We start from the raw sequence: 19,579 nt of genomic DNA on the forward strand, positions 1-19,579 counted from the left end.
ACGCTCGAGGATCCTGCCCCCTTTCGCCACACCAGCCGGCACGCCGGATAGTGCGCAGACAAAAGGCAAACACGGTTCGAACCTTTCATTGGAGCTTGGCTCCTTTGTCGGGTCTTCACCCGTCTCATGCAGGCCCAAGTGAATTAAGGCTTTTGGGCCGCCTGCAATCTCGGACAGGATATCCGGAAACCCTTCGGCTTCCGGGGTACCGGGCCGCCGACGGATCGGCGGTCCGGAATTCTTGTTTGTTGGAGCATGATCTTTTCCGAAAACCGGTTTCCCACTTTTCGGGATCATGCTCTAGCGACCGGCCTGAAGCCGATCAGACGACACTTACGACGCGGCGAGCGTCGCGATGTCGAGCTTGAGGCCGGGGCCCATCGTCGAGGTGACCGACACCTTCTTGACGTAGTTGCCCTTGGCGCCCGCGGGCTTGGCCTTGGTCACCGCATCGGCGAAGGCGCGGACATTTTCTTCCAGCGCCTTGACGTCGAACGAGACCTTGCCGACGCCGGCCTGGACGATGCCGGCCTTCTCGACGCGGAACTCGACGGCGCCGCCCTTCGAAGCCTTGACGGCCGCGGCCACATCGGTGGTCACAGTGCCGACCTTCGGGTTCGGCATCATGCCGCGCGGGCCGAGAACCTTGCCCAGACGACCGACCAGCGGCATCATGTCCGGCGTGGCGATGCAGCGATCGAAATCGATCGTGCCCTTCTGGACGATGTCGACAAGGTCCTCGGCGCCAACGATATCGGCGCCGGCGGCCTTGGCTTCCTCGGCCTTGTCGCCACGGGCAAACACGGCGACGCGCACCGAGCGGCCGGTGCCGTTCGGCAGGTTGACAACGCCGCGGACCATCTGGTCGGCATGGCGCGGATCGACGCCGAGGTTCATCGAGATCTCGACGGTCTCGTCGAACTTCACCTTGGACCGATCCTTGAGCAGCTGCAGCGCCTCGGAGAGGGCGTAAGCCTTGTTCGGATCGATGCCTTCGCGGCTCTTGGCAATACGCTTTGCAATCTTTGCCATGATCTTAGCCCACCACTTCCAGGCCCATCGAGCGGGCGGAACCCTCGACCATGCGCATGGCCGCCTCGACGTCGTTTGCGTTCAGGTCCTTCATCTTCTGCTCGGCGATCGCGCGCACCTTGTCGCGGCTGATCGTGCCGACCTTGGTCTTGCCCGGCTCCTTGGAGCCCGACTTCAGGTTGGCGGCCTTCTTCAGGAAGTAGCTCACCGGCGGCGTCTTCATGACGAAGGTGAACGACTTGTCCTGGTAGTAGGTGATAACGACCGGGATCGGCGATCCCTTCTCGAGCTCCTGGGTCTGCGCGTTGAACGCCTTGCAGAATTCCATGATGTTGATGCCGCGCTGACCAAGCGCCGGGCCGATCGGGGGCGACGGCGTGGCCGAGCCCGCGGCAACCTGGAGCTTGAGCTGGCCTGCAACTTTCTTAGCCATCTCTATTCCTGCCTTTTCTCATGCCGGCCCCATTCTCGGGCAACGCCGGCGGTTGCAGTCTGGTGGTGCGGTTCCGGCGGCCGGCTATGCCGCCTTCGCCTCCCACCCGTTCATGCGGCGTCTGCCGCCGCTCCCGATGCCTTTCGGCGCGGGTCCCGACGCCTTCCGGCGCGGATATACGGATCAGCCCTTTTCGACCTGTCCGAATTCCAGATCGACGGGCACGGCGCGCCCGAAGATCGAAACTTCCACCTTGAGACGGGCACGCTCCTCGTCCACTTCCTGGACGACGCCGTTGAACGACGCAAAAGGACCGTCCGAAACGCGGATCGCCTCGCCGATCTCGAAGGTGACCGAAGGCTTAGGCCGCTCGACGCCTTCCTGGACCTGGTTCAGGATGCGCTGCGCCTCGGCCTCGGTGATCGGCACGGGCTTGGAGTCGCCCAGGAAGCCGGTGACCTTCGGCGTGTTCTTGACCAGCGAGAACACGGCGTCGGTCAGATTGGCCTTCAAGAGCACGTAGCCCGGGAAGAACTTGCGCTCGGCATCGACCTTGCGGCCGCGACGAATCTCGACGACCTTTTCGGTCGGGACCACGATCTGCTCGATGTCTCCGGACAGGCCCTTCTGCTTGGCCTTGTTCTCGATATCCTCGGCGACCTTCTTCTCGAAGTTCGAATAGGCGTGGACGATATACCACCGCGCTGTCATTTCACGACCTCTCCGTAAACCGCCGAATTAATGCCCGAGACCCAGGATCCACTCGATCGCATAGCCCATCAGAATATCGGCAGCGAAGAAGAACAGCATCGCGATCACCGCGAATATCAGGACCATCACGGTCGAGATCATGGTTTCGCGCCGCGATGGCCATGTCACCTTGGCCGTCTCCGCGCGAACCTGCTGGAGAAAGGTGAAGGGATTGGTGGTTTTCGAAGCCATGTGCCGCCTGTTTTCAAGACCCGTTGGCCGGGCCTCCTGGATGATCCCGCTGACCGGGACGTGCCGCCTGGGCTCCATGCGGCGCGAATCAGCGCCGCTATTTCACCCACGCAAATCAGACGCGTAAAGCCGGCTTCCCAGCTCCACGCGTCGCGTGTCTGTCTTGTCTACATAAAACCGATTCTTAATCCACGCAAGTGGCAAGGGTCCGCTTTATGTCCTAACGCCGCCTCGGAACCATCCAGTCGTCCCGTCCCGGCTATGCAGGGCTTATGCCCCAATTCCCACCATATGGCAAGCCACCCGCCGATTTTCAACCGCGGATGCTTCGATCGGCCACCTTTGGGAAAATGGCACGGGCAGCAGGGCTCGAACCTACGACCTGCGGTTTTGGAGACCGCCGCTCTACCAACTGAGCTATGCCCGTGCATGCGCTTGTTCGGCGCAGGCGCTTCCTAAAAGCTTCCGGGCACTCTGTAAAGAGCACTCGGCAGCGGTTTTGGAACCTTTGCCGGAAATCTGAATTGCGTGGCTGCCGGCAATCGATCACGGGCCCGCCCGCTCTTTAAGATTTCCCGGCTGGCGGCTTATAAGGTCCGCCCGGCACGCCCCAGCCCCAGGCCGGCATCGGCTCGGTCTCGGGATCGCAGGTCTCGCCCAGATTCGAGTTCATCTTCGCCAGCCGCGACCCCCATTCGACATAGCCCATGAAGGCGGAGCGGAATTCGGGGTCGTCCGGCAGGCCGACCTCGTCCGCCGCGTCGGCGAGGAGATTGATCCAGCGGCGGCGCTGCTCCTCGGTCAGATGCTTGCCAAGGTGGTGCATCACCATCTCGCGATGGCCGCCATGCTTCTCGCTGTAGGTTTTCGGCCCGCCGAAGACCTCGCCAATGAAGGCTGCGACATGCGCCGGGTGATCCGGCGACATGTGCCTGAACACCGGCCCCACGAGCGGATCCGCAGCCACCTTGTCATAAAAGGTCCGGGTCAGTTGGTTCAGCGCCTCGCCGCCACCCGCCCACGCATATAAAGTCGGGACGTCCTCGCTCATCACCGATCCTCCACTTTGCAAATGCTGAGACGGAAGATAGCGGCAGCGCCCCGGCCTGCTCAACCTCGCTCGATGGCCAGTACAACGCCTCAGAGCTTCGCTGGCGCCTTTGCCTCGGCATCGGCGGCCGGAAGAACCCGGCAATTGTCCGGCCTGGGTGCGGATCTGCAAATGGTGGCGCCCGTCAGCGCGTCCACCGATTGCGGCCCCGTCGTCAATCCGAAAGTCTGCAGTTCGTCCCGGCTGAGTTCCCTATGCTTTGCATATTCGGCCGACTGCATGGCGGCGAAAAAGCCCGAGCCGACCGCCATCTCGTCGAGGTAGGCCCTGACCTTGTCTTCCATGCCCATGGAATGCACAAGGAAGTGCGCACCGGCGCCAACCAGGCGCCGGACGCCGCCGGCGACCATCACCGCGCAGGCGGCGTCGCATTCGGCGCCGGCATCGATGGTGAGCCCGGCGTGGAGACCGTCGGCCGCGACGCACCCCACGGTGCCCGGATCGCAGTCGAGAAAATCCGTTCGGGCGACCACGATATCCAAGCCGTGCTCGCGGATCAGCCTGCCCGCGGCAAGCGCAGCCTGCACATCTCCACCCGGCGAGTTGATTACGACGGGCAACCGGCGCTCACGGATCGTATCGAGCAGCTGGCGCAGCTTGTCGGCGGTGCCTGCCGCGATCGTGCCTTCCGCCGAAATCCATTCCGGACAATCGGGATTGCAAAGCGGATTGCTGCCGCGAACAAGAACGAAGCGCATCTCCTGTTCGTGGGCCTGCGGCGCCGGCGCGGGAACCGGCGCAAGGGGTGAAGGCCCGGCCTCGACGGCCGCGACTGCGGCGGGCGCGCCGTTCGCGGGAACCTCGCGACAATTCGCCGGTGCCGGATTGCGCTGGCAAATGGTTCTCTCGGTCAGCAGGTCGAGCGAATCGAGACTGGTGACGAGCTTCATCTCCAGCATGTCTTCGGGCTCGATCTGCCTGATGTCGCTGGCAGGCGTCGCCTTCATCACGCCCAGCACGCCCTGTTCGACACCCATCTCCTTCAAATAGGCCGACAGCCGCTTCTCGATCGCCTTGCTCATCTCGTAGGTCTTGTAGCTGCCGGCATTCTTGCGGCTGACGATCCTGGTGCTGACGATCTTCTTCTTGCCGTTCACAACCCGGTAAGTGGTGCGGTAGAGCAGCTTCTCGCGCCGGTAGGTGGTGGTGATCTGGTGGACGCCGAGATAGGCCCATTCGCCGACGACGCGGCGGATGCCGCCAGCAAACATCAGCGGACAGGCCGAATTGCACATCGCGCCGCTGTCATACGCAACGCCGGAATAGGGCTGCTCCTTGCCGTCCAGGCAGTTCTTCATCCCCGGCGAGCAGCCGGAAAACTCCGTGATGCCGACCGCGATATCGAGCTTGTTCTTGCGGACCATGCGGCCAAGCTGCAGCGCGGCATCGACATTGCCGCCGGGAGAATTGACGACGATCGGCAGCTGCCGCCCGCCGAGCGTCTTCAGCAAGCGTTTCAGCAGTGTCGGCGTGCCCGCTTCGATCGAGCCTTCGGCGGAAATCCATTCCGGGCAGTTCGGCTCGCAGCCGGGCGCGCTGCTGCGCACGACGACGAAGCGCATCGTCGGGCCGTAGTCCGGCGGCTCTTCCTTTGCGGTGGCGCCGAAGGCGGCCAGCCCCATGGCGGCGGCCAGTCCCAGCCGAAGCAGCACGCGCCTACACCGCATGGTCTTTGAACGGAATGTGGAAACCACGTCTGGCAAGCCCCTAGGTACAACCCATACTAGTTGCGGGGACGGTGCTTGCAACAGAATTGAAAAGGGCCTGGCAGCACTGCTTCAAACAAAAGGGCGGCCCGAGGACCGCCCTTTCCTGATCGAACCGGCAAGTGCCGGATCGATTACTCTTTGATGGTGACGACGATGCCGGCACCGACGGTGCGGCCGCCTTCACGGATGGCGAAGCGCAGCTTCTCTTCCATCGCGATCGGCACGATCAGCTCGACGTCGACGGTGATGTTGTCGCCGGGCATCACCATCTCGGTGCCGGCCGGCAGCGTCACGATGCCCGTCACGTCCGTCGTGCGGAAGTAGAACTGCGGACGGTAGTTGGTGAAGAACGGCGTGTGACGGCCGCCCTCGTCCTTGGTCAGGATGTAGGCTTCGGCCACGAACTTCTTGTGCGGCTTGACCGTGCCGGGCTTGGCCAGAACCTGGCCGCGCTCCACGCCTTCACGGTCGACGCCGCGCAAGAGCGCGCCGATGTTGTCGCCGGCCTGGCCCTGGTCGAGCAGCTTGCGGAACATTTCGACGCCCGTGCAGGTCGTCTTGGTGGTCGGACGGATGCCGACGATCTCCAGCTCCTCGCCGACCTTGACGATGCCGCGCTCGACGCGGCCGGTCACCACCGTGCCGCGGCCCGAGATCGAGAACACGTCCTCGATCGGCATCAGGAACGGCTTGTCCAGCGGACGAACCGGCGTCGGGATATAGGCGTCGACCTGAGCCATCAGCTCGCGGATGGCGTCCTCGCCGATGGTCTTGTTGGAATCTTCCAACGCAGCCAGCGCCGAACCCTTGACGATCGGAATGTCGTCGCCGGGGAACTCGTTCTTCGACAGAAGCTCGCGAACCTCGAGCTCGACCAATTCCAGCAGCTCGGCGTCGTCGACCTGGTCGACCTTGTTCAGGAACACAACGATCGACGGCACGCCGACCTGGCGGGCAAGCAGGATGTGCTCGCGGGTCTGCGGCATCGGGCCGTCGGCGGCCGACACAACCAGGATCGCGCCGTCCATCTGCGCTGCACCCGTGATCATGTTCTTCACATAGTCGGCATGGCCGGGGCAGTCGACATGGGCATAGTGACGGTTGGCCGTCTCGTATTCCACGTGAGCCGTCGAGATCGTGATGCCGCGCGCCTTCTCTTCAGGTGCCGCGTCGATCTGGTCATAGCGCTTGTATTCGCCAAAATACTTCGTGATCGCCGCCGTCAGCGACGTCTTGCCATGATCGACATGGCCGATCGTGCCAATGTTCACATGCGGCTTGGTGCGCTCGAATTTACCTTTTGCCATAGTCTCTTTCCTTGGACGGCCTTGACCTTCAGTTCAGTCGAATGCGGGGCGATTAGCGACAACGGCCGAAAAACACAAGTGCCTTGTGGCTGAGCGGATTCCCGCTCGACCCGAACCAACGGTCGATTTCAGTGGGATATGGCACGGATATGGGGGCGCCGCGCGTAAAATCAAAGGCTCCGGGCTGGCCCATTGCCGCCGCCGCGCCGCTCTGATCTTGTTCGCCGGATGCAGTTCATTCCATCCAATATCCGCGGTCCGCTGTTCATGATCGTCTCGACGGGGTCCTACCTCGTCAACGACACGATGATGAAGCTCGCGACCGTCGGACTGCCGCCCTATGAAGTGCTCCTTCTGCGCGGCGCGGCCGCCACGCTGTGGGGCGTGCCGCTGCTTCTGATGCTGGGCTACGCAAGGCAGATCCCGCTGCTCTTCGAGCGCAAGGTGCTGCGCCGCAACCTGTTCGAGCTTCTGGCGATCCTCTGCTATGTCGTCGCCTTGGCCAACATGCAGATCGCGGATTCCACCGCGCTCGGGCAGGTCACGCCGCTCATCGTGCTGGTCGGCTCCTCGATGCTGTTCGGCGAGAAGATCGGCGTCACGCGCATGGCGCTGATCGGCCTTGGCTTTGTCGGAGCGATCATGGTGGCGCAGCCGACCATGCAAGGCATTTCGGTCTATGCGCTGCTCGCGCTCGGCAACGCCGCCTTCGCGGCGGTGCGCGACCTTGCCGGGCGCAAGGTGGGCGCCGAGGTGCCGGGCATGATCGTCGCCATCTCGGCTGTCGTGGTGGTGCTGGCCGGCTCAGGCGCGGCGCATCTCGTCTCCGAGCAATGGGTGATGCCGGAAGGACGTCATCTGCTGCTGATTGCCGGAGCCGGCCTGTTCCTGATCTTCGGCCATTTCTTCATCTTCATGGCCTACCGGGTCGGGCCGACAAGCGCGGTCGCGCCCTTCTACTACTGCTTCACTGTCTGGGCGGTCATTTCCGGGCTGCTGGTGTTCGGCCAGTTCCCCAACGCGCTCGCCGTCTGCGGCATCCTGCTGGTGATCGCCAGCGGCCTGGCGATCGTCTCGCTCGACGAACGAAAGCGCCGGCTGGCGATGGTCGCCTGACAACACGAATCCAACCTAGGTCGACCCGAACGGGTCGACCTTCAGCAGCCGATCAAATGCGGCTTTGCTTGCCCCTACAGCGTGCGCTTGCCGGAAATCTGGTGATAGGCCCACAGCACGACGACCGAGCCGATGACGGCCACGATCAGGCTCCAGATGTTGAGGCCGGTGACGCCCGACGCGCCGAAGGCGCTGAAGATAACGCCGCCGACAATGGCGCCGACGATGCCGAGCACGATATCCATGATCATGCCCTGACCGGTCTTGTTGACGATCTTGCTGCCGATGAAGCCGGCAACGATGCCCAGAATGATCCAGCTGATAATGCCCATAATTTCCCTCCAAATTTCCCCGCCGCGCCATCATGGTCATATGATTGTCAAAAGCTCAAGACAGCTTGAAATTCCGTCCGTTTGCGCCATTGTGGGGCCGGGCGGACTTGGCTGGATAAGGAGATCCACTATGGGCCTTTTCGACAACGCCGTTCCGGGCGGCAATATCACCAAACCCCTGATGATCGCGCTCGGCGCGCTTTTGGTCGGCAAGATGCTGAGCGGCAGGAGCGAAGAGGCGGCCACGCCGCAAGCGCCGACGCCGACGCCCGCGGGAACCGACGCGTCCGCCGATGGCGGCCTGCTCGGCGGTCTCGGCGGCCTGCTCGACAAGCTGAAGAATGCCGGCCATGGCAACGTCGCCGACTCATGGGTCGGCACCGGCCAGAACCAGTCAATCAACCCGGGCGATCTCGGCTCGGCGCTCGGCCCGGCGGTGATCCGCGAGATCGCGCAGCGCACCGGTATGAACGAGCAGGAACTGCTGCAGCAGCTCTCCACGGCGCTGCCCGGCATCGTCGACAAGCTGACGCCGAACGGCCAGGTGCCGCAGAACCATCAGGTCGCCTCGGCCTTCAACAGCTAAACGAAGCGGCCTGCTAACACGCCGCGTGCCACGGTGCGCGGCGTTTTCAATTGAGGTTCCCGAAGAAGAAATCTGGAGCGGGTAGCGGGAATCGAACCCGCATATTCAGCTTGGAAGGCTGCTGCTCTACCACTGAGCTATACCCGCGCCTTGCACTGAGGTACCGGATTCATCCGAAAAGCGCCATGCATTTTCGGTCCGAGACTTTTCGTTTCAGGGCTTCCGGGCCGGCAGTGGTGGAGAGGGTTGGATTCGAACCAACGTAGGCTAAGCCAACGGATTTACAGTCCGTCCCCTTTAACCACTCGGGCACCTCTCCAGTCTGCCGCCGGAGCCATGCAACGAGGCATTTTCGCCGATCCGGAGCCCGAGTAAGATCTTCTCCGAAATCAGCGAAGCGCCTTATGGCGGCAAGGCCGGTGGGTGTCAACCGGCGCGGCCAGGGTTTTTCGAGGATGTCCGGCATTCATTTCCCCAGCCCATATCCTTAGCCGGACGGGACGGGTATAGAGGCCGCCATGAGCGACGATAAAAGCAACAAGTCCGGCACGCGCAAGGACACCCACTATGCCAAGCTTAGGCGCGCGCATCGCGACCAGAAGACGGGCGGGCCGCCGGCATTCCGGCCGCGCCAGCCGGTGCCGCCAGGCGAGGCCGCCGCCGACGGGCTGGTGCGGCTTTACGGCCTGCACACGGTGCGGGCCGCGCTCGACAATCCGCGCCGCAAGATCAGGACGATGCTGGTGACGCGCAACGCAGCCGAGCGGCTTTCGATCGGCGACCTTGCCGCCCTGCCCTTCAGGGCCGAGCTGGTCGAGCCGAAGGACATCGACAGGATCACCGGATCCGACGCCGTGCACCAGGGCGTGCTGATCGAGGCGGAGCCGCTCAAAGCCAAGCGCCTCGACGCCCTCGGCGACACAAAGCTGGTGCTGGTGCTGGACCAGGTGACGGACCCGCACAATGTCGGCGCGATCCTTCGCTCCGCCGTCGCCTTCGGCGCCGGCGCGCTGATCACGACTGCCCGCCACAGCCCGCAGGAATCCGGCGTGCTGGCCAAATCCGCGTCCGGCGCGCTGGAGCATATCGACCAGATCGAGGTGAAGAACCTCGCCGATGCGCTGGGTCAGTTGCACGAAGCCGGCTTCCAGACCATCGGGCTCGATTCCGAAGGGCCGGCCGAGCTCGAAAAGACCTTCGATGGCGAGAAGATCGCGCTTGTGCTGGGCGCCGAGGGCAAGGGCCTGCGCCAGAAGACCCGCGAGACCGTGGCCGCGCTCGCCCGCCTCGACATGCCTGGCGCCATCCGCTCGCTCAACGTGTCGAATGCGGCGGCGGTGAGCCTTTATGCGGCGAGGAAATTCATAGTGAGTAGTGAGTAGGCTTTGACACCAATTCCCTACTGACTGCTGACTAATGACTAATAACTACTCACTTCTTACCCACCTCATGTCCCGCCATCCGCTCCAGCGCCCTGACCAGCGCCGAGTGATCTTCGCTGGACCCGCCATTGGCGGCGCAGGAATTGAACAGCTGCTGTGTCGTTGAAGTGTTGGGCAGCGACACGCCCAGCGCCTTGGCGCCTTCCAGCGCCAGATTGAGGTCCTTCTGGTGCAACTCGATGCGGAAGCCGGGCGCGAAGGTGCGCTTGATCATGCGCTCGCCATGCACTTCGAGGATGCGCGAGGCGGCGAGCCCGCCCATCAACGCCTGCCTGACCTTGGCCGGATCGGCGCCGGCTTTGGAGGCGAAGACCAACGCTTCGCCGACCGCTTCGATGGTCAATGCCACGACGATCTGGTTGGCGATCTTGGTGGTCTGGCCGACGCCGTTCGGGCCGACCAGCGTGATGTTCTTGCCCATCTTCTCGAACACCAGCTTTGCCCGTTCGAAGGCCTTCTCTTCGCCGCCGACCATGATGGTCAGCGAGGCCGCCTTGGCGCCGACCTCGCCGCCCGACACCGGCGCGTCGAGATAGTCGCAGCCGAGCTCGTTGATCTTCCTGGCGAATTCCTTGGTCGCGATCGGCGAGATCGAGCTCATATCGATGACGAGCTTGCCCTTCGACAGACCAGCGGCGACGCCGTTCTCGCCGAACAGCACGTCGGCGACCTGCGGGGTGTCAGGCACCATGGTGATGATGATGTCCGCGGCCTTGGCCACCGCGTTGTGGCCGGAAACGGTCTTCAGCCCCTTGGCGACGAGATCGGCCGGCGGCTTCGAGCGATGATCGCTGGCGACGACCTTGTAGCCGGCGTCGAGAAGGTGTCCCGCCATTGGCGCGCCCATGATGCCGAGGCCGATGAAACCAATGGTTTCCATTTGTGTCTCCGTCAATTTATCTAGGTCGCGTTCCTTCGCGCCCCCCTCTGGCCTGCCGGCCATCTCCCCCACGAGGGGGGAGATCAGCAGTTTCGTCGCCGGCTCTTAAGCCGCCGCACTGCCCTGCCCGGCGAATCCGCTGAACCAGCCGAGTCCGGCTTGCGTGCCGGCCTTCGGCTTGTATTCGGCGCCGATCCAGCCGGAATAGCCGAGGCGGTCGATGTGGTCGTAGAGGAAAGGATAGTTGATCTCGCCCGTCCCCGGCTCGTGACGGCCGGGATTGTCCGCAAGCTGGATATGCGCGATGCGACCGAGGTTCGCCTCGATGGTACGGGCGAGATCCCCCTCCATGATCTGCATGTGATAGATGTCGTATTGCAAATAGATATTCTTCGAGCCGATGCGGTCGATCAGCGCCAGCGCCTGGTCGGAATAGTTCAGGAAGAAGCCAGGGATGTCGCGGGTGTTGATCGGTTCGATCAAGAGCCTGATGCCGGCCTGCTCCAGCTTCTCGGCCGCGAAGGCGAGATTGTCGGCAAAGACATTCTCCAACACCGCGCGGTCAGCCCCCTGCGGCGCGATGCCGGCCAGGCAGTTGATCTGCTCGCAGCCCAGCGCATGGGCGTAGCTGATCGCCTTGGCGACGCCCTGGCGGAATTCCGGCACGCGGTCCGGCAGCACGGCAATGCCGCGCTCGCCCTTGCCCCAATCGCCGGCCGGCAGATTGAAGAGAACCTGGCTGAGGCCGTTCTTCTTCAGGCGCGCCGCGACGACGTCCGGGGCATGGTCATAGGGACCGATATATTCGACGCCCTTGAAGCCGGCGCGGGCGGCGGCATCGAAACGGTCGAGGAACTCGTGCTCGCCGAAGAGCATCGAGAGATTGGCTGAAAAACGCGGCATTCTTTTTCTCCTTCTATTCGCCGGGTCTCAATCGAGCATCACGATCGCTGTCGGCGCATCTTCATGGCTTTCGGCAAGGTCCTCGAATTCGGTGATCTTGTCGATTTCGGTGCCCATGGAAATGTTGGTGACGCGCTCGAGGATGAATTCGAGGACGACCGGAACCTGGTGCTCCTTCATCAGCCGCTGCGCCTCCTTGAAGGCGCCGGCGAATTCCTCGGGCTTCTTCACACGGACCGCCTTGCAGCCCATCGCCTCGGCGACCGCGACATGATCGACGCCGTAGCCGGCCTCCGGATCGCCTGCACGGTTGACGTTCTCGAAGGCGAGGCTCACCTCATAGTCCATCGAAAAACCGCGCTGGGCCTGGCGGATCAGGCCGAGATAGGCGTTGTTCACGACGACGTGGATGTAAGGCAGCTTGTGCTGCGCGCCCACCGCCAGCTCCTCGATCATGAACTGGAAGTCGTAGTCGCCGGACAATGCCACGATATCCCGGTCCGGATCGGCGGCGCGCACGCCGAGCGCCGCCGGCAGCGTCCAGCCGAGCGGGCCGGCCTGACCGCAATTGATCCAGTTGCGCGGCTTGTAGACATGCAGGAACTGGGCGCCGGCGATCTGCGACAGGCCGATCGTGGTGACATAGGTGGTGTCGCGGGCGAACGCCTTGTTCATCTCCTCATAGACGCGCTGCGGCTTAAGCGGCACCTGCTCGAAATGCGTCTTGCGCTTCATCGTCTTCTTGCGCTGCTGGCATTCCTTCGCCCAGCCCGACCAGTCGCGCAGCTTGCCGGCCGTGCGCCATTCGGTGGCGACGTCGAGCAGGATCTTCAGTGCGGCACCCGCGTCCGAGACCAATCCCAGATCCGGCGCGAAGACGCGGCCGATCTGGGTGGGTTCGATGTCGACATGGATGAATTTTTTCCCCTTGGTGTAGACGTCGACCGAACCGGTATGGCGGTTGGCCCAGCGGTTGCCGATGCCGAAGACGAAGTCGGCTTCAAGCATCGTCGCGTTGCCGTAGCGGTGCGAGGTCTGCAGGCCGCACATGCCGGCCATCAGCCGGTGGTCGTCGGGGATCGCGCCCCAGCCCATCAGCGTCGGGATGACCGGCACGCCGGTGACTTCGGCGAATTCGATCAAAAGATCGGAAGCGTCGGCGTTGATGATGCCGCCGCCGGCGACGATCAGCGGCTTTTCGGCTTCGTTGAGCATCGAAAGCGCCTTTTCGGCCTGGGCGCGCGTCATCGCCGGCTTGAACGGAGCGAGCGGCTCATAGGCGTCGATGTCAAATTCGATTTCGGCAAGCTGCACGTCGACCGGCAGGTCGACCAGCACCGGCCCGGGCCGCGAGGAGCGCATCAGGTGGAACGCCTTCTGCAGCGCCATCGGCACCAGATAGGGTTCCATGACGGTGACGGCCCATTTGGCGACCGGTGCCGCGATCGAAGCGATGTCGACGGCCTGGAAATCCTCCTTGTTGAGGCGCGCGCGCGGCGCCTGCCCGGTGATGCAGAGGATCGGGATCGAATCCGCCGAGGCCGAATAAAGGCCGGTGATCATGTCGGTGCCGGCCGGGCCGGAGGTGCCGATGCAAAGGCCGATATTGCCGGCCTTGGCCCGCGTATAGCCTTCGGCCATGTGCGAGGCGCCCTCGACATGGCGCGCCAGCACGTGGCGGATGGTCCCCCTCGCCTTCAGCGCCGAATAGAGCGGGTTGATCGCCGCGCCCGGCACGCCGAAAGCACTGGTGATGCCTTCCTTTTCGAGAACGAGAACCGCAGCGTCGACAGCGCGCATCCTGGCCATGACAAGCCTCCATTTCGTTGGTTGGCTTGACAATGACAGCGTGCCTTCGATTTTTCAATTTTTTCAGAATATTTTTTCATTTCTAGAAAACGGCTATTATCAATTGATTTTTCTTCGCTTTTCGTTTTCCAGAAAATCTTTCCTCGCGACTACTGAAAAACTTTTTCATTGCATCCGGTGTCAAATCGGCGAGAATGCAGCCCATGGAAACGACGGAAAAACGCCAACGCGGCCGGCCACGCGCCTTCAACGGCCCATCCGAAGCGGCGTCGGTGCAGTCGCTCGACCGGGCGCTGCGGATTCTCGCGATCGTCGCCGAGGCCAGCGGCTTGTCGCTCAGCGAGATCGCGGCGCAAAGCGGCATCGCCGCCTCCACCGCCTATCGCATGCTGACGACGCTGGAGAACCACGGCATGGTCGAGTTCGATACGACCGACCAGCTCTGGTCCGTCGGCGTCGAGACCTACCGCATGGGCGCGGCCTTCCTGCGCAGGCGCAAGCTCGTCGACCGCGCCCGTATCGTCATGCAGGAATTGATGGAAAAGACCGGCGAGACCGCCAATCTCGGCGTCGCCGAGGACGATTGCGTCGTCTTCGTCAGCCAGGTCGAGACGCACCAGGCGATCCGGGCCTTTTTTCGGCCGGGCACCCGCAGCCCCTTTCATGCTTCCGGAATCGGCAAGGCGGTGCTGGCGCATCTCGAGCCGGAACGGGTGGCGGCCATCCTGCGCAAGGCGGGCCTGCAGCGCTACACCGACAAGACGCTCTCCGACATTTCCGCGCTGGCCCATGATCTCGCCGTTATCAAGCATCGCGGCTGGTCGGTCGACGACGAGGAGCGCCATCCCGGCATGCGCTGCGTGGCCGCCGCCATTTTCAACGAGTTCGGCGAGCCTATCGGCGGCGTTTCGGTGTCCGGACCGACGGTGCGAGTGACGCCCGAGCGGCTGGCCGAGATCGGTCCGCTGGTGCGCGAGGCCGCGGTCGAGGTGACGAAGATGATCGGGGGCGTCAAAGCGTTCTGACTAGGAAACGCCCGGCAAAGCGCTCTTTGCCGATATGTCGAAGAAATCGAGCAGGATGGCCAGGCCGACGCCACAGGCCGCCAGGATGAGGCCGGCGATGAATATCCGACTGGCGCGGTCGTGAATGCTGCGCTGCAGGGATTTGATGTCGAGCAGAATGGCCAGCGCCCGGATCTGCAGCGCAATGCCGACCAGGATCGGCAGGACGGCAATCAGATGGTAGGTCTGCCATGGGATCGGGTTGGCCGCCCAATGGGTGATGAAGCCCAGCGAGAACGCCAGCAGGATGCCGACGATGGTGATGGTGCCGTTGCGGAAAACCGGTTCGACCCGTTCTTCCTTGGGATCCTGATTGTCCAAGCCACCCTCCCCTCGATTGCCGTCAAAGCCAGACTAAACGCTTGCAAAATCGCTGTACATCGTTGGTTGCTCGGCAGGAACGGACCGGCCATGGCCAGTTCGGGAGCTGGACTTGACCGTCTTGCCGGGGCGTTGGCATGCATGCGAAAGGGCACGGATGCGGAAAACAGCTTATCTCCTATCCGCCGCTTCACTTTGCGGATGCGTGGCGACGACACCGCCGCCGGCAGCACCCGTCGGCAGCCCCAGCAGCAACCCACAGGTCGATCCTATTCCAATCTCGCTGGCCCTGGAGGAAATCATCGCAGCCGGCGTCCGCCAGCACCTGAAAAACCCCCTCGCCGCAAAGTTCGGAACGATGCTCGCCGGAGAGCGCACGCTGAACGGCCGCGACGAGACCGTTGTGTGCGGCTATGTGGACGACAAGGACTCTCCCGGCGGCAGCGAAGCGTTCATCGGCAAGATCTATCCCGATGCCGGAAACAGTTTTGAACTCGTCGCGATAAACGACGCTTCAGTCAGCGGCGCCTGCCGCATGGCGGGATTGGCGTTGCCCGAGCTGAAACCCAGTTCCTAAGAACGTTGTCTGCCTCATATCAAACCAATCAGGCGGATGCGTAGCGCTCGAACGCAAGAAGAGGGGCTGCGTGCAGCCCCTCTTGCCTGTCGTTGATTTAGCCCCCTCTCAGAGCCGGCAATAGCGCGGACCGTCATAGCTCATATAGGTGTCGGAGCGCTCGTCGTAGCTGGCGTAGCGGGCGTAGCAGCGGCGGACGTGGATCGAGTCGTAGCCGTCGTCCTCGACATAGACCGTACGGGGCTGCTGGGCGAGCAGGCTGCCGAGCACGAAACCGCCGACGCCGGCGGCGATGCCGATGCCGAGCTCGCGGCGGTGATGATGGTCGTGGGCGGCCGAAGGCTGGACGGTGCCGACGAGCGAGCCGGCGGCGACGGTGGTGGCGATGAGGCCGGAAACGATGGTGCGCTTGAACATGACGATCTCCTGGGTTTCGTTGGAGAGGCGAACCATCCGCCTCTTGATCATGGGTCGCGGCCGGCCGAAAAAAGGTTCGAAGATTTTTCGATATTTTTTCGCCGGCGGTTCTGCCGGGCTTCCGTTCGTAGGCCGGCTCGGTCCCCGGAACGCAAAAAGGGCGGCCCCGAGGCCGCCCTTCGAAGACAAATGGTCTTCTCGTCAAAGGAAGATGATCACCTTGCCGTGGTGGTGATGGTGATGATGATTGTGGTGCCACCACCACCAGGGCTTGCCGTGATGATTGTGGTGATGATGATGGTGATGATTGCCATGGGCCGAGGACGTCTGAACCGTGGCGGCCAGCGCGCCGGTGGCGACGAAAACGGCGACGAGGCCTGACGTAAACGTACGCTTCAACATGATGATCTCCTGGATCCTTGATCGAGGCGACCATTCGCCTCTCGGGAGATCAGTCGTGGCGAAGCAGCAAAAGGTTCGAGAAATTGAGCGAATAGAGAGTAGCGAATGGTGAGTAGGGAAAAGATAGCGTGCGCTGAACCCAAATCCCTATTCGCTATTCGCTACTCTCTATTCGCTGCCTTTCACCCCATCCCCGTGACATGCCTCAGCCAGAAGGCCAGCACGATGAAGCCGATGAAGGTGGCGACGCCGGTCCAGTCGATGTTGGCCTTCTTCAGATCGCCGATGACCTTTACCAGGAGAAGCCAGGTCACGACGATGAGCGGCAGGATGATGACGAATCTGATCATGCGGCACCCGGTTCGATGCGATTGCACCTGGACAGGATGTAGGAAGCGGCGCGACGCTTTTCAGCATGCAGGCTCTGCGGCGATCCATTAGCAACCCAAAATGGAGTTTTGTCTTTACTGGCGCACGAAATATGCTACCGGAGCGCCATGCCCTTGTAGCTCAGCTGGTAGAGCAGCGGTTTTGTAAACCGAAGGTCGCGGGTTCGATTCCTGCCGGGGGCACCAGAAAGTCAGTCTTCCGGTCTTCCCCGCAAATCTAAGTGCGGCACTTGAGGTGGCAGGCTCGTTCAATCGCCTAACACTTTGGAAGCCGCTATCTTTTTCAACGCCGTGTTTGAGGGCTATACGCAGGGGTAATGTGCCGCTCTAGCCAAGCCCACGGCTTGTGGCACTCGGGCAAATCATCAAGCGAAACGCAACAGGTTTTGGACGATTTTGTTCCGCTCGCCTAATATTTTCAATTCCCCGGCGTATCTACTGGCGTTCCGCATTGGCCACAGGGGGCAAAACATACCGCGCCTTAAGCGATGCGAAATCCGGCAGGCAAAGTTTGGCATGCAAGCGAGCCGTCGTTGCTAATCGGCCGTCGGAAGCCTACGCTTTCGATATCGGCCGCCAGACACGTACGGATGCAGCCGACAGTGAGAGGAAAGTGCTCTTGCCCGCAACGGGAGAAGAGCCATGCCTCAATCCACTTTTCGCAATCACGTACTGAAATCCATCGCCCCTGATGATTTCGCACTCTTGCAGCCGTCGATACATCACGTCGAACTAGGCATCAAAGATCAGTTAGAGGTCCGATATCAGCCGATAGAGCAGGTGTATTTTCCCGAGACGGGGATCGCTTCGGTAGTCGCTGCCATGACTGGAGGGCGACAAAGCGAAGTCGGCATCATCGGCCACGATGGTATGACGGGTGTTACGGTCATTCTCGGCCAGGAGAGTTCTCCCAACGAGACCTACATTCAGATCGCTGGCCAGGGCTGGTGCCTGCCGGTTGAAAATCTTCGCGCGGCCCTCGCAAAAAGCCCGACCCTTGGCCGATCGTTGCTTCGATATGCCAACGCCTTCCTCATCCAGGCCTCCCGGACCGCGCTGGTCAACGGCCACTCGAAGATCGAGGAGCGACTGGCTCGGTGGCTGCTCATGGTCCACGATCGCTCTTCAGGAAGCAGGATTTACCTGACGCACGAATTTCTGGCGACCATGCTTGGCGCCCGGCGCCCAGGGGTCACAACGGCCCTGCAAATGCTTGAATATCGGGGGCTGGTCCAGGCCAGACGTGGCGAGATCACGATCGTCGATCGCAGCGGACTGATAAAGCTCACACACGGTGCCTATGGCGAGGAAGAGCAACGCCATTTCGGCATTGTCTCCGGCTGATTGTCCGGAAGCGTACATATGCTTGATGGTCGCTGAAAATAGGGCGTAAATCACGTTGGTTTGGGTTCAGGGAGGAACTCGCAATGACCAACGCTTTTCACAGCGTCACTGTTGAAAAGGCGACCGAGGCCTATGTCCTTTCCAGGGGGCGAGCCCGGTTCCTTTCCATCTCACAGGCAATCCGCGCCATCCGGACACTTATGCCTGCCTGCAGAACAAGCGACCACGAGTTGGAGGGTATGTTGGCGGCGGCCTGCATCGTTCACGGCATTCCCGTGGCCTTCGACGCAACGATGGCCGAGGGCGAGGAAATGCGGCTCCATTCGTAGGATCAGAGATGCTCACGGTCGCCCAGACAGCCATTTCGTCGGACGTTCGGCAGGCGATTGTCCGCTACCTGATCGATAAGGTCTACGATCCCAGCATTTCGATCGCCGACTCTGTCCATGCCGTGAGACAGATGTTCCCACTCTGCGAGTTGACGGATTGGCAACTTGGCGATCACATCGCACGAGCCGCGATCGACGCAGGATTTGCGGTTGAATTCGACGCCGAGGTTCCCTGAATGAAGACAATGGCAGGCGCATATCTGGATCACCTTTTGGAGTGCCCCTTTTGCGGGACGATCCGCCTTCAGATCCCGGCCGACGCCCAGCCCTCAACGCCAATCAGGTGCGCTGATTGCGGGCAAAATCTCGGCACATGGGACGATTTGCAGACCGATTTTGAGTCCCAGGGGGGCAATGACGGAATATTCCGCCTCGACAAGGGGCGCATCCTGAAGCTCGATTAACGCCCGCTCATCAAGCGAAACTTTGCATGCCGGGACCTTTCCTGAGGCTCACACCCCAATCGCCGCCACCAATATCCGGTTCTGCCTTCGTATCGCCGCGCGCAATTCCGGTATCTTCGCCTCGTCGCGCTTCACGAACTCGATGAACATCATGTTCATGTTGTTGAAGATCAGCTCGCCAACCGCCGGCCCATCGATGTCCGAGCGCACAAGGCCGATCTTCTGCAGGCGGACTATCAGCGCGCTGATCTGATTGGTCAGTTCCCGGTCCAGCCCGGTATAGGCTTGGCCGAAGGGGCTGTCGGGCAGTTGCGTCGAGATCGCCATCGCCTGGCGCCACATCTCCTTGCTGAGATAATTCAGCGAGTGCTCGATGTAGATGCCGATCAGTGTGTCGAGCGCGTCGCCGACATTTGCCGGCGGGCTGGCGACCACCCCTCGCCCGGCGTTCAGCACCTCGTTGACTTCCATCGACACGATGGCGCCGAGGATGTCGCCCTTGTTTTGGTAGTAGTTGTAGATGGTGCCGATCGAGACCTCTGCTTGCGCTGCGATCGCCTCGATCTTGGCGCCTTCATAGCCGGCCTCGCGGAAAAGCTCCGTCGCCGCATCGATGATGCGGCGGTGCCTGTCTGCCTTCTGCCGTTCGCGCAATCCACTCATATCGGCC

24 protein-coding genes and 4 tRNA genes are annotated in these 19,579 nt (G+C 62.3%); 9 read left to right on the forward strand and 19 right to left on the reverse strand.

The features are described 5' to 3' along the window. Window positions 1–333: 333 nt before the first annotated feature. From rplA to tuf, 8 genes are all read right to left on the reverse strand, one after another. Window positions 334–1,032, reverse strand: coding sequence for a 50S ribosomal protein L1 (gene rplA, locus FJ956_RS19005; RefSeq protein ID WP_140637120.1), 699 nt, complete (start codon window positions 1,030–1,032; stop codon window positions 334–336). 4 nt (window positions 1,033–1,036) lie between these two features. Then, a complete protein-coding gene (gene rplK / locus FJ956_RS19010) occupies window positions 1,037–1,465 on the reverse strand; it encodes a 50S ribosomal protein L11 (RefSeq protein WP_042642146.1) in 429 nt (142 codons plus the stop codon). 183 nt (window positions 1,466–1,648) lie between these two features. After that, window positions 1,649–2,176: a transcription termination/antitermination protein NusG gene (nusG, locus tag FJ956_RS19015; RefSeq protein WP_027170382.1), complete on the reverse strand. Its 528-nt coding sequence runs from the start codon at window positions 2,174–2,176 to the stop codon at window positions 1,649–1,651. Between the two features lie 27 nt (window positions 2,177–2,203). Next, window positions 2,204–2,407, reverse strand: a complete 204-nt coding sequence (gene secE / locus FJ956_RS19020; RefSeq protein ID WP_095765634.1) for a preprotein translocase subunit SecE — start codon at window positions 2,405–2,407, stop codon at window positions 2,204–2,206. A 351-nt stretch (window positions 2,408–2,758) separates the two neighbouring features. Continuing rightward, window positions 2,759–2,834: transfer RNA gene (locus FJ956_RS19025), tRNA-Trp, on the reverse strand. 138 nt (window positions 2,835–2,972) lie between these two features. Next, window positions 2,973–3,458, reverse strand: a complete 486-nt coding sequence (locus FJ956_RS19030) for a group II truncated hemoglobin (RefSeq protein ID WP_140678346.1) — start codon at window positions 3,456–3,458, stop codon at window positions 2,973–2,975. Window positions 3,459–3,547: 89 nt separating this feature from the next. Continuing rightward, window positions 3,548–5,140, reverse strand: coding sequence for a hypothetical protein (locus FJ956_RS19035; protein WP_246672090.1), 1,593 nt, complete (start codon window positions 5,138–5,140; stop codon window positions 3,548–3,550). 218 nt (window positions 5,141–5,358) lie between these two features. After that, a complete protein-coding gene (gene tuf, locus FJ956_RS19040) occupies window positions 5,359–6,534 on the reverse strand; it encodes an elongation factor Tu (RefSeq protein WP_140646975.1) in 1,176 nt (391 codons plus the stop codon). 228 nt (window positions 6,535–6,762) lie between these two features. Between tuf and FJ956_RS19045 the strand changes: the two genes are divergently transcribed. Continuing rightward, window positions 6,763–7,650, forward strand: a complete 888-nt coding sequence (locus FJ956_RS19045; protein WP_140678350.1) for a DMT family transporter — start codon at window positions 6,763–6,765, stop codon at window positions 7,648–7,650. Window positions 7,651–7,724: 74 nt separating this feature from the next. Here the strand turns inward: FJ956_RS19045 and FJ956_RS19050 are convergent, their stop codons facing one another. Next, window positions 7,725–7,982 (reverse strand): GlsB/YeaQ/YmgE family stress response membrane protein, encoded by a 258-nt coding sequence (locus FJ956_RS19050; protein ID WP_027170387.1) that lies wholly within the window; start codon window positions 7,980–7,982, stop codon window positions 7,725–7,727. 130 nt (window positions 7,983–8,112) lie between these two features. On the opposite strand from FJ956_RS19050, the gene FJ956_RS19055 reads away from it, so the two are divergent. Beyond that, window positions 8,113–8,568 (forward strand): YidB family protein, encoded by a 456-nt coding sequence (locus FJ956_RS19055; protein WP_140678352.1) that lies wholly within the window; start codon window positions 8,113–8,115, stop codon window positions 8,566–8,568. Window positions 8,569–8,641: 73 nt separating this feature from the next. On the opposite strand, the gene FJ956_RS19060 is transcribed toward FJ956_RS19055, so the two are convergent. Together FJ956_RS19060 and FJ956_RS19065 are read right to left on the reverse strand one after the other, a co-directional pair. Next, window positions 8,642–8,715, reverse strand: a tRNA-Gly gene (locus FJ956_RS19060). 87 nt (window positions 8,716–8,802) lie between these two features. Then, window positions 8,803–8,887, reverse strand: a tRNA-Tyr gene (locus FJ956_RS19065). Window positions 8,888–9,086: 199 nt separating this feature from the next. On the opposite strand from FJ956_RS19065, the gene FJ956_RS19070 reads away from it, so the two are divergent. Beyond that, window positions 9,087–9,950, forward strand: coding sequence for an RNA methyltransferase (locus FJ956_RS19070; protein ID WP_140678354.1), 864 nt, complete (start codon window positions 9,087–9,089; stop codon window positions 9,948–9,950). 49 nt (window positions 9,951–9,999) lie between these two features. Here FJ956_RS19070 and FJ956_RS19075 read toward each other — a convergent pair whose 3' ends face one another. The 3 genes from FJ956_RS19075 to gcl form a co-directional block, all read right to left on the reverse strand. Continuing rightward, the gene (locus FJ956_RS19075; protein ID WP_140678356.1) at window positions 10,000–10,890 is read right to left on the reverse strand and encodes a 2-hydroxy-3-oxopropionate reductase; all 891 of its coding nucleotides are present in this window, start codon (window positions 10,888–10,890) and stop codon (window positions 10,000–10,002) included. Between the two features lie 105 nt (window positions 10,891–10,995). Further along, window positions 10,996–11,793: a 2-oxo-tetronate isomerase gene (otnI, locus tag FJ956_RS19080; protein WP_140678359.1), complete on the reverse strand. Its 798-nt coding sequence runs from the start codon at window positions 11,791–11,793 to the stop codon at window positions 10,996–10,998. 27 nt (window positions 11,794–11,820) lie between these two features. Next, entirely contained in the window at window positions 11,821–13,602 is a 1,782-nt protein-coding gene (gene gcl, locus FJ956_RS19085; protein ID WP_140678361.1) for a glyoxylate carboligase, read from the reverse strand. Window positions 13,603–13,805: 203 nt separating this feature from the next. On the opposite strand from gcl, the gene bhcR reads away from it, so the two are divergent. Next, on the forward strand, window positions 13,806–14,627 hold the full coding sequence (gene bhcR / locus FJ956_RS19090) for an HTH-type transcriptional regulator BhcR (protein WP_140678363.1): 822 nt from the start codon (window positions 13,806–13,808) through the stop codon (window positions 14,625–14,627). On the opposite strand, the gene FJ956_RS19095 is transcribed toward bhcR, so the two are convergent. Beyond that, complete coding sequence (locus tag FJ956_RS19095; protein WP_140678365.1) at window positions 14,628–14,987, reverse strand: hypothetical protein; 360 nt, start codon at window positions 14,985–14,987, stop codon at window positions 14,628–14,630. 112 nt (window positions 14,988–15,099) lie between these two features. On the opposite strand from FJ956_RS19095, the gene FJ956_RS19100 reads away from it, so the two are divergent. Then, window positions 15,100–15,564 (forward strand): hypothetical protein, encoded by a 465-nt coding sequence (locus FJ956_RS19100; protein WP_246672086.1) that lies wholly within the window; start codon window positions 15,100–15,102, stop codon window positions 15,562–15,564. Between the two features lie 108 nt (window positions 15,565–15,672). Here the strand turns inward: FJ956_RS19100 and FJ956_RS19105 are convergent, their stop codons facing one another. From FJ956_RS19105 to FJ956_RS19115, 3 genes are all read right to left on the reverse strand, one after another. Then, window positions 15,673–16,032: a BA14K family protein gene (locus FJ956_RS19105; RefSeq protein WP_246672087.1), complete on the reverse strand. Its 360-nt coding sequence runs from the start codon at window positions 16,030–16,032 to the stop codon at window positions 15,673–15,675. A 150-nt stretch (window positions 16,033–16,182) separates the two neighbouring features. Continuing rightward, a complete protein-coding gene (locus FJ956_RS19110; protein ID WP_140678367.1) occupies window positions 16,183–16,383 on the reverse strand; it encodes a hypothetical protein in 201 nt (66 codons plus the stop codon). 182 nt (window positions 16,384–16,565) lie between these two features. Beyond that, the gene (locus tag FJ956_RS19115; RefSeq protein WP_140678369.1) at window positions 16,566–16,733 is read right to left on the reverse strand and encodes a hypothetical protein; all 168 of its coding nucleotides are present in this window, start codon (window positions 16,731–16,733) and stop codon (window positions 16,566–16,568) included. 149 nt (window positions 16,734–16,882) lie between these two features. Here FJ956_RS19115 and FJ956_RS19120 point away from each other — a divergent pair. The 4 genes from FJ956_RS19120 to FJ956_RS19135 all read left to right on the forward strand — a co-directional run bounded on the left by FJ956_RS19120 (window position 16,883) and on the right by FJ956_RS19135 (window position 18,681). Beyond that, window positions 16,883–16,958: transfer RNA gene (locus FJ956_RS19120), tRNA-Thr, on the forward strand. A 456-nt stretch (window positions 16,959–17,414) separates the two neighbouring features. Further along, on the forward strand, window positions 17,415–18,116 hold the full coding sequence (locus FJ956_RS19125; RefSeq protein WP_140678371.1) for a Crp/Fnr family transcriptional regulator: 702 nt from the start codon (window positions 17,415–17,417) through the stop codon (window positions 18,114–18,116). Window positions 18,117–18,199: 83 nt separating this feature from the next. Further along, on the forward strand, window positions 18,200–18,445 hold the full coding sequence (locus tag FJ956_RS19130; protein WP_140657593.1) for a hypothetical protein: 246 nt from the start codon (window positions 18,200–18,202) through the stop codon (window positions 18,443–18,445). Between the two features lie 8 nt (window positions 18,446–18,453). Further along, window positions 18,454–18,681: a hypothetical protein gene (locus tag FJ956_RS19135; protein ID WP_140678373.1), complete on the forward strand. Its 228-nt coding sequence runs from the start codon at window positions 18,454–18,456 to the stop codon at window positions 18,679–18,681. A 276-nt stretch (window positions 18,682–18,957) separates the two neighbouring features. Here the strand turns inward: FJ956_RS19135 and FJ956_RS19145 are convergent, their stop codons facing one another. Then, the gene (locus FJ956_RS19145; protein ID WP_140678375.1) at window positions 18,958–19,572 is read right to left on the reverse strand and encodes a TetR/AcrR family transcriptional regulator; all 615 of its coding nucleotides are present in this window, start codon (window positions 19,570–19,572) and stop codon (window positions 18,958–18,960) included. Window positions 19,573–19,579: the final 7 nt, after the last annotated feature.

Source organism: Mesorhizobium sp. B2-4-3 (assembly GCF_006442815.1).
Taxonomy (GTDB): domain Bacteria; phylum Pseudomonadota; class Alphaproteobacteria; order Rhizobiales; family Rhizobiaceae; genus Mesorhizobium.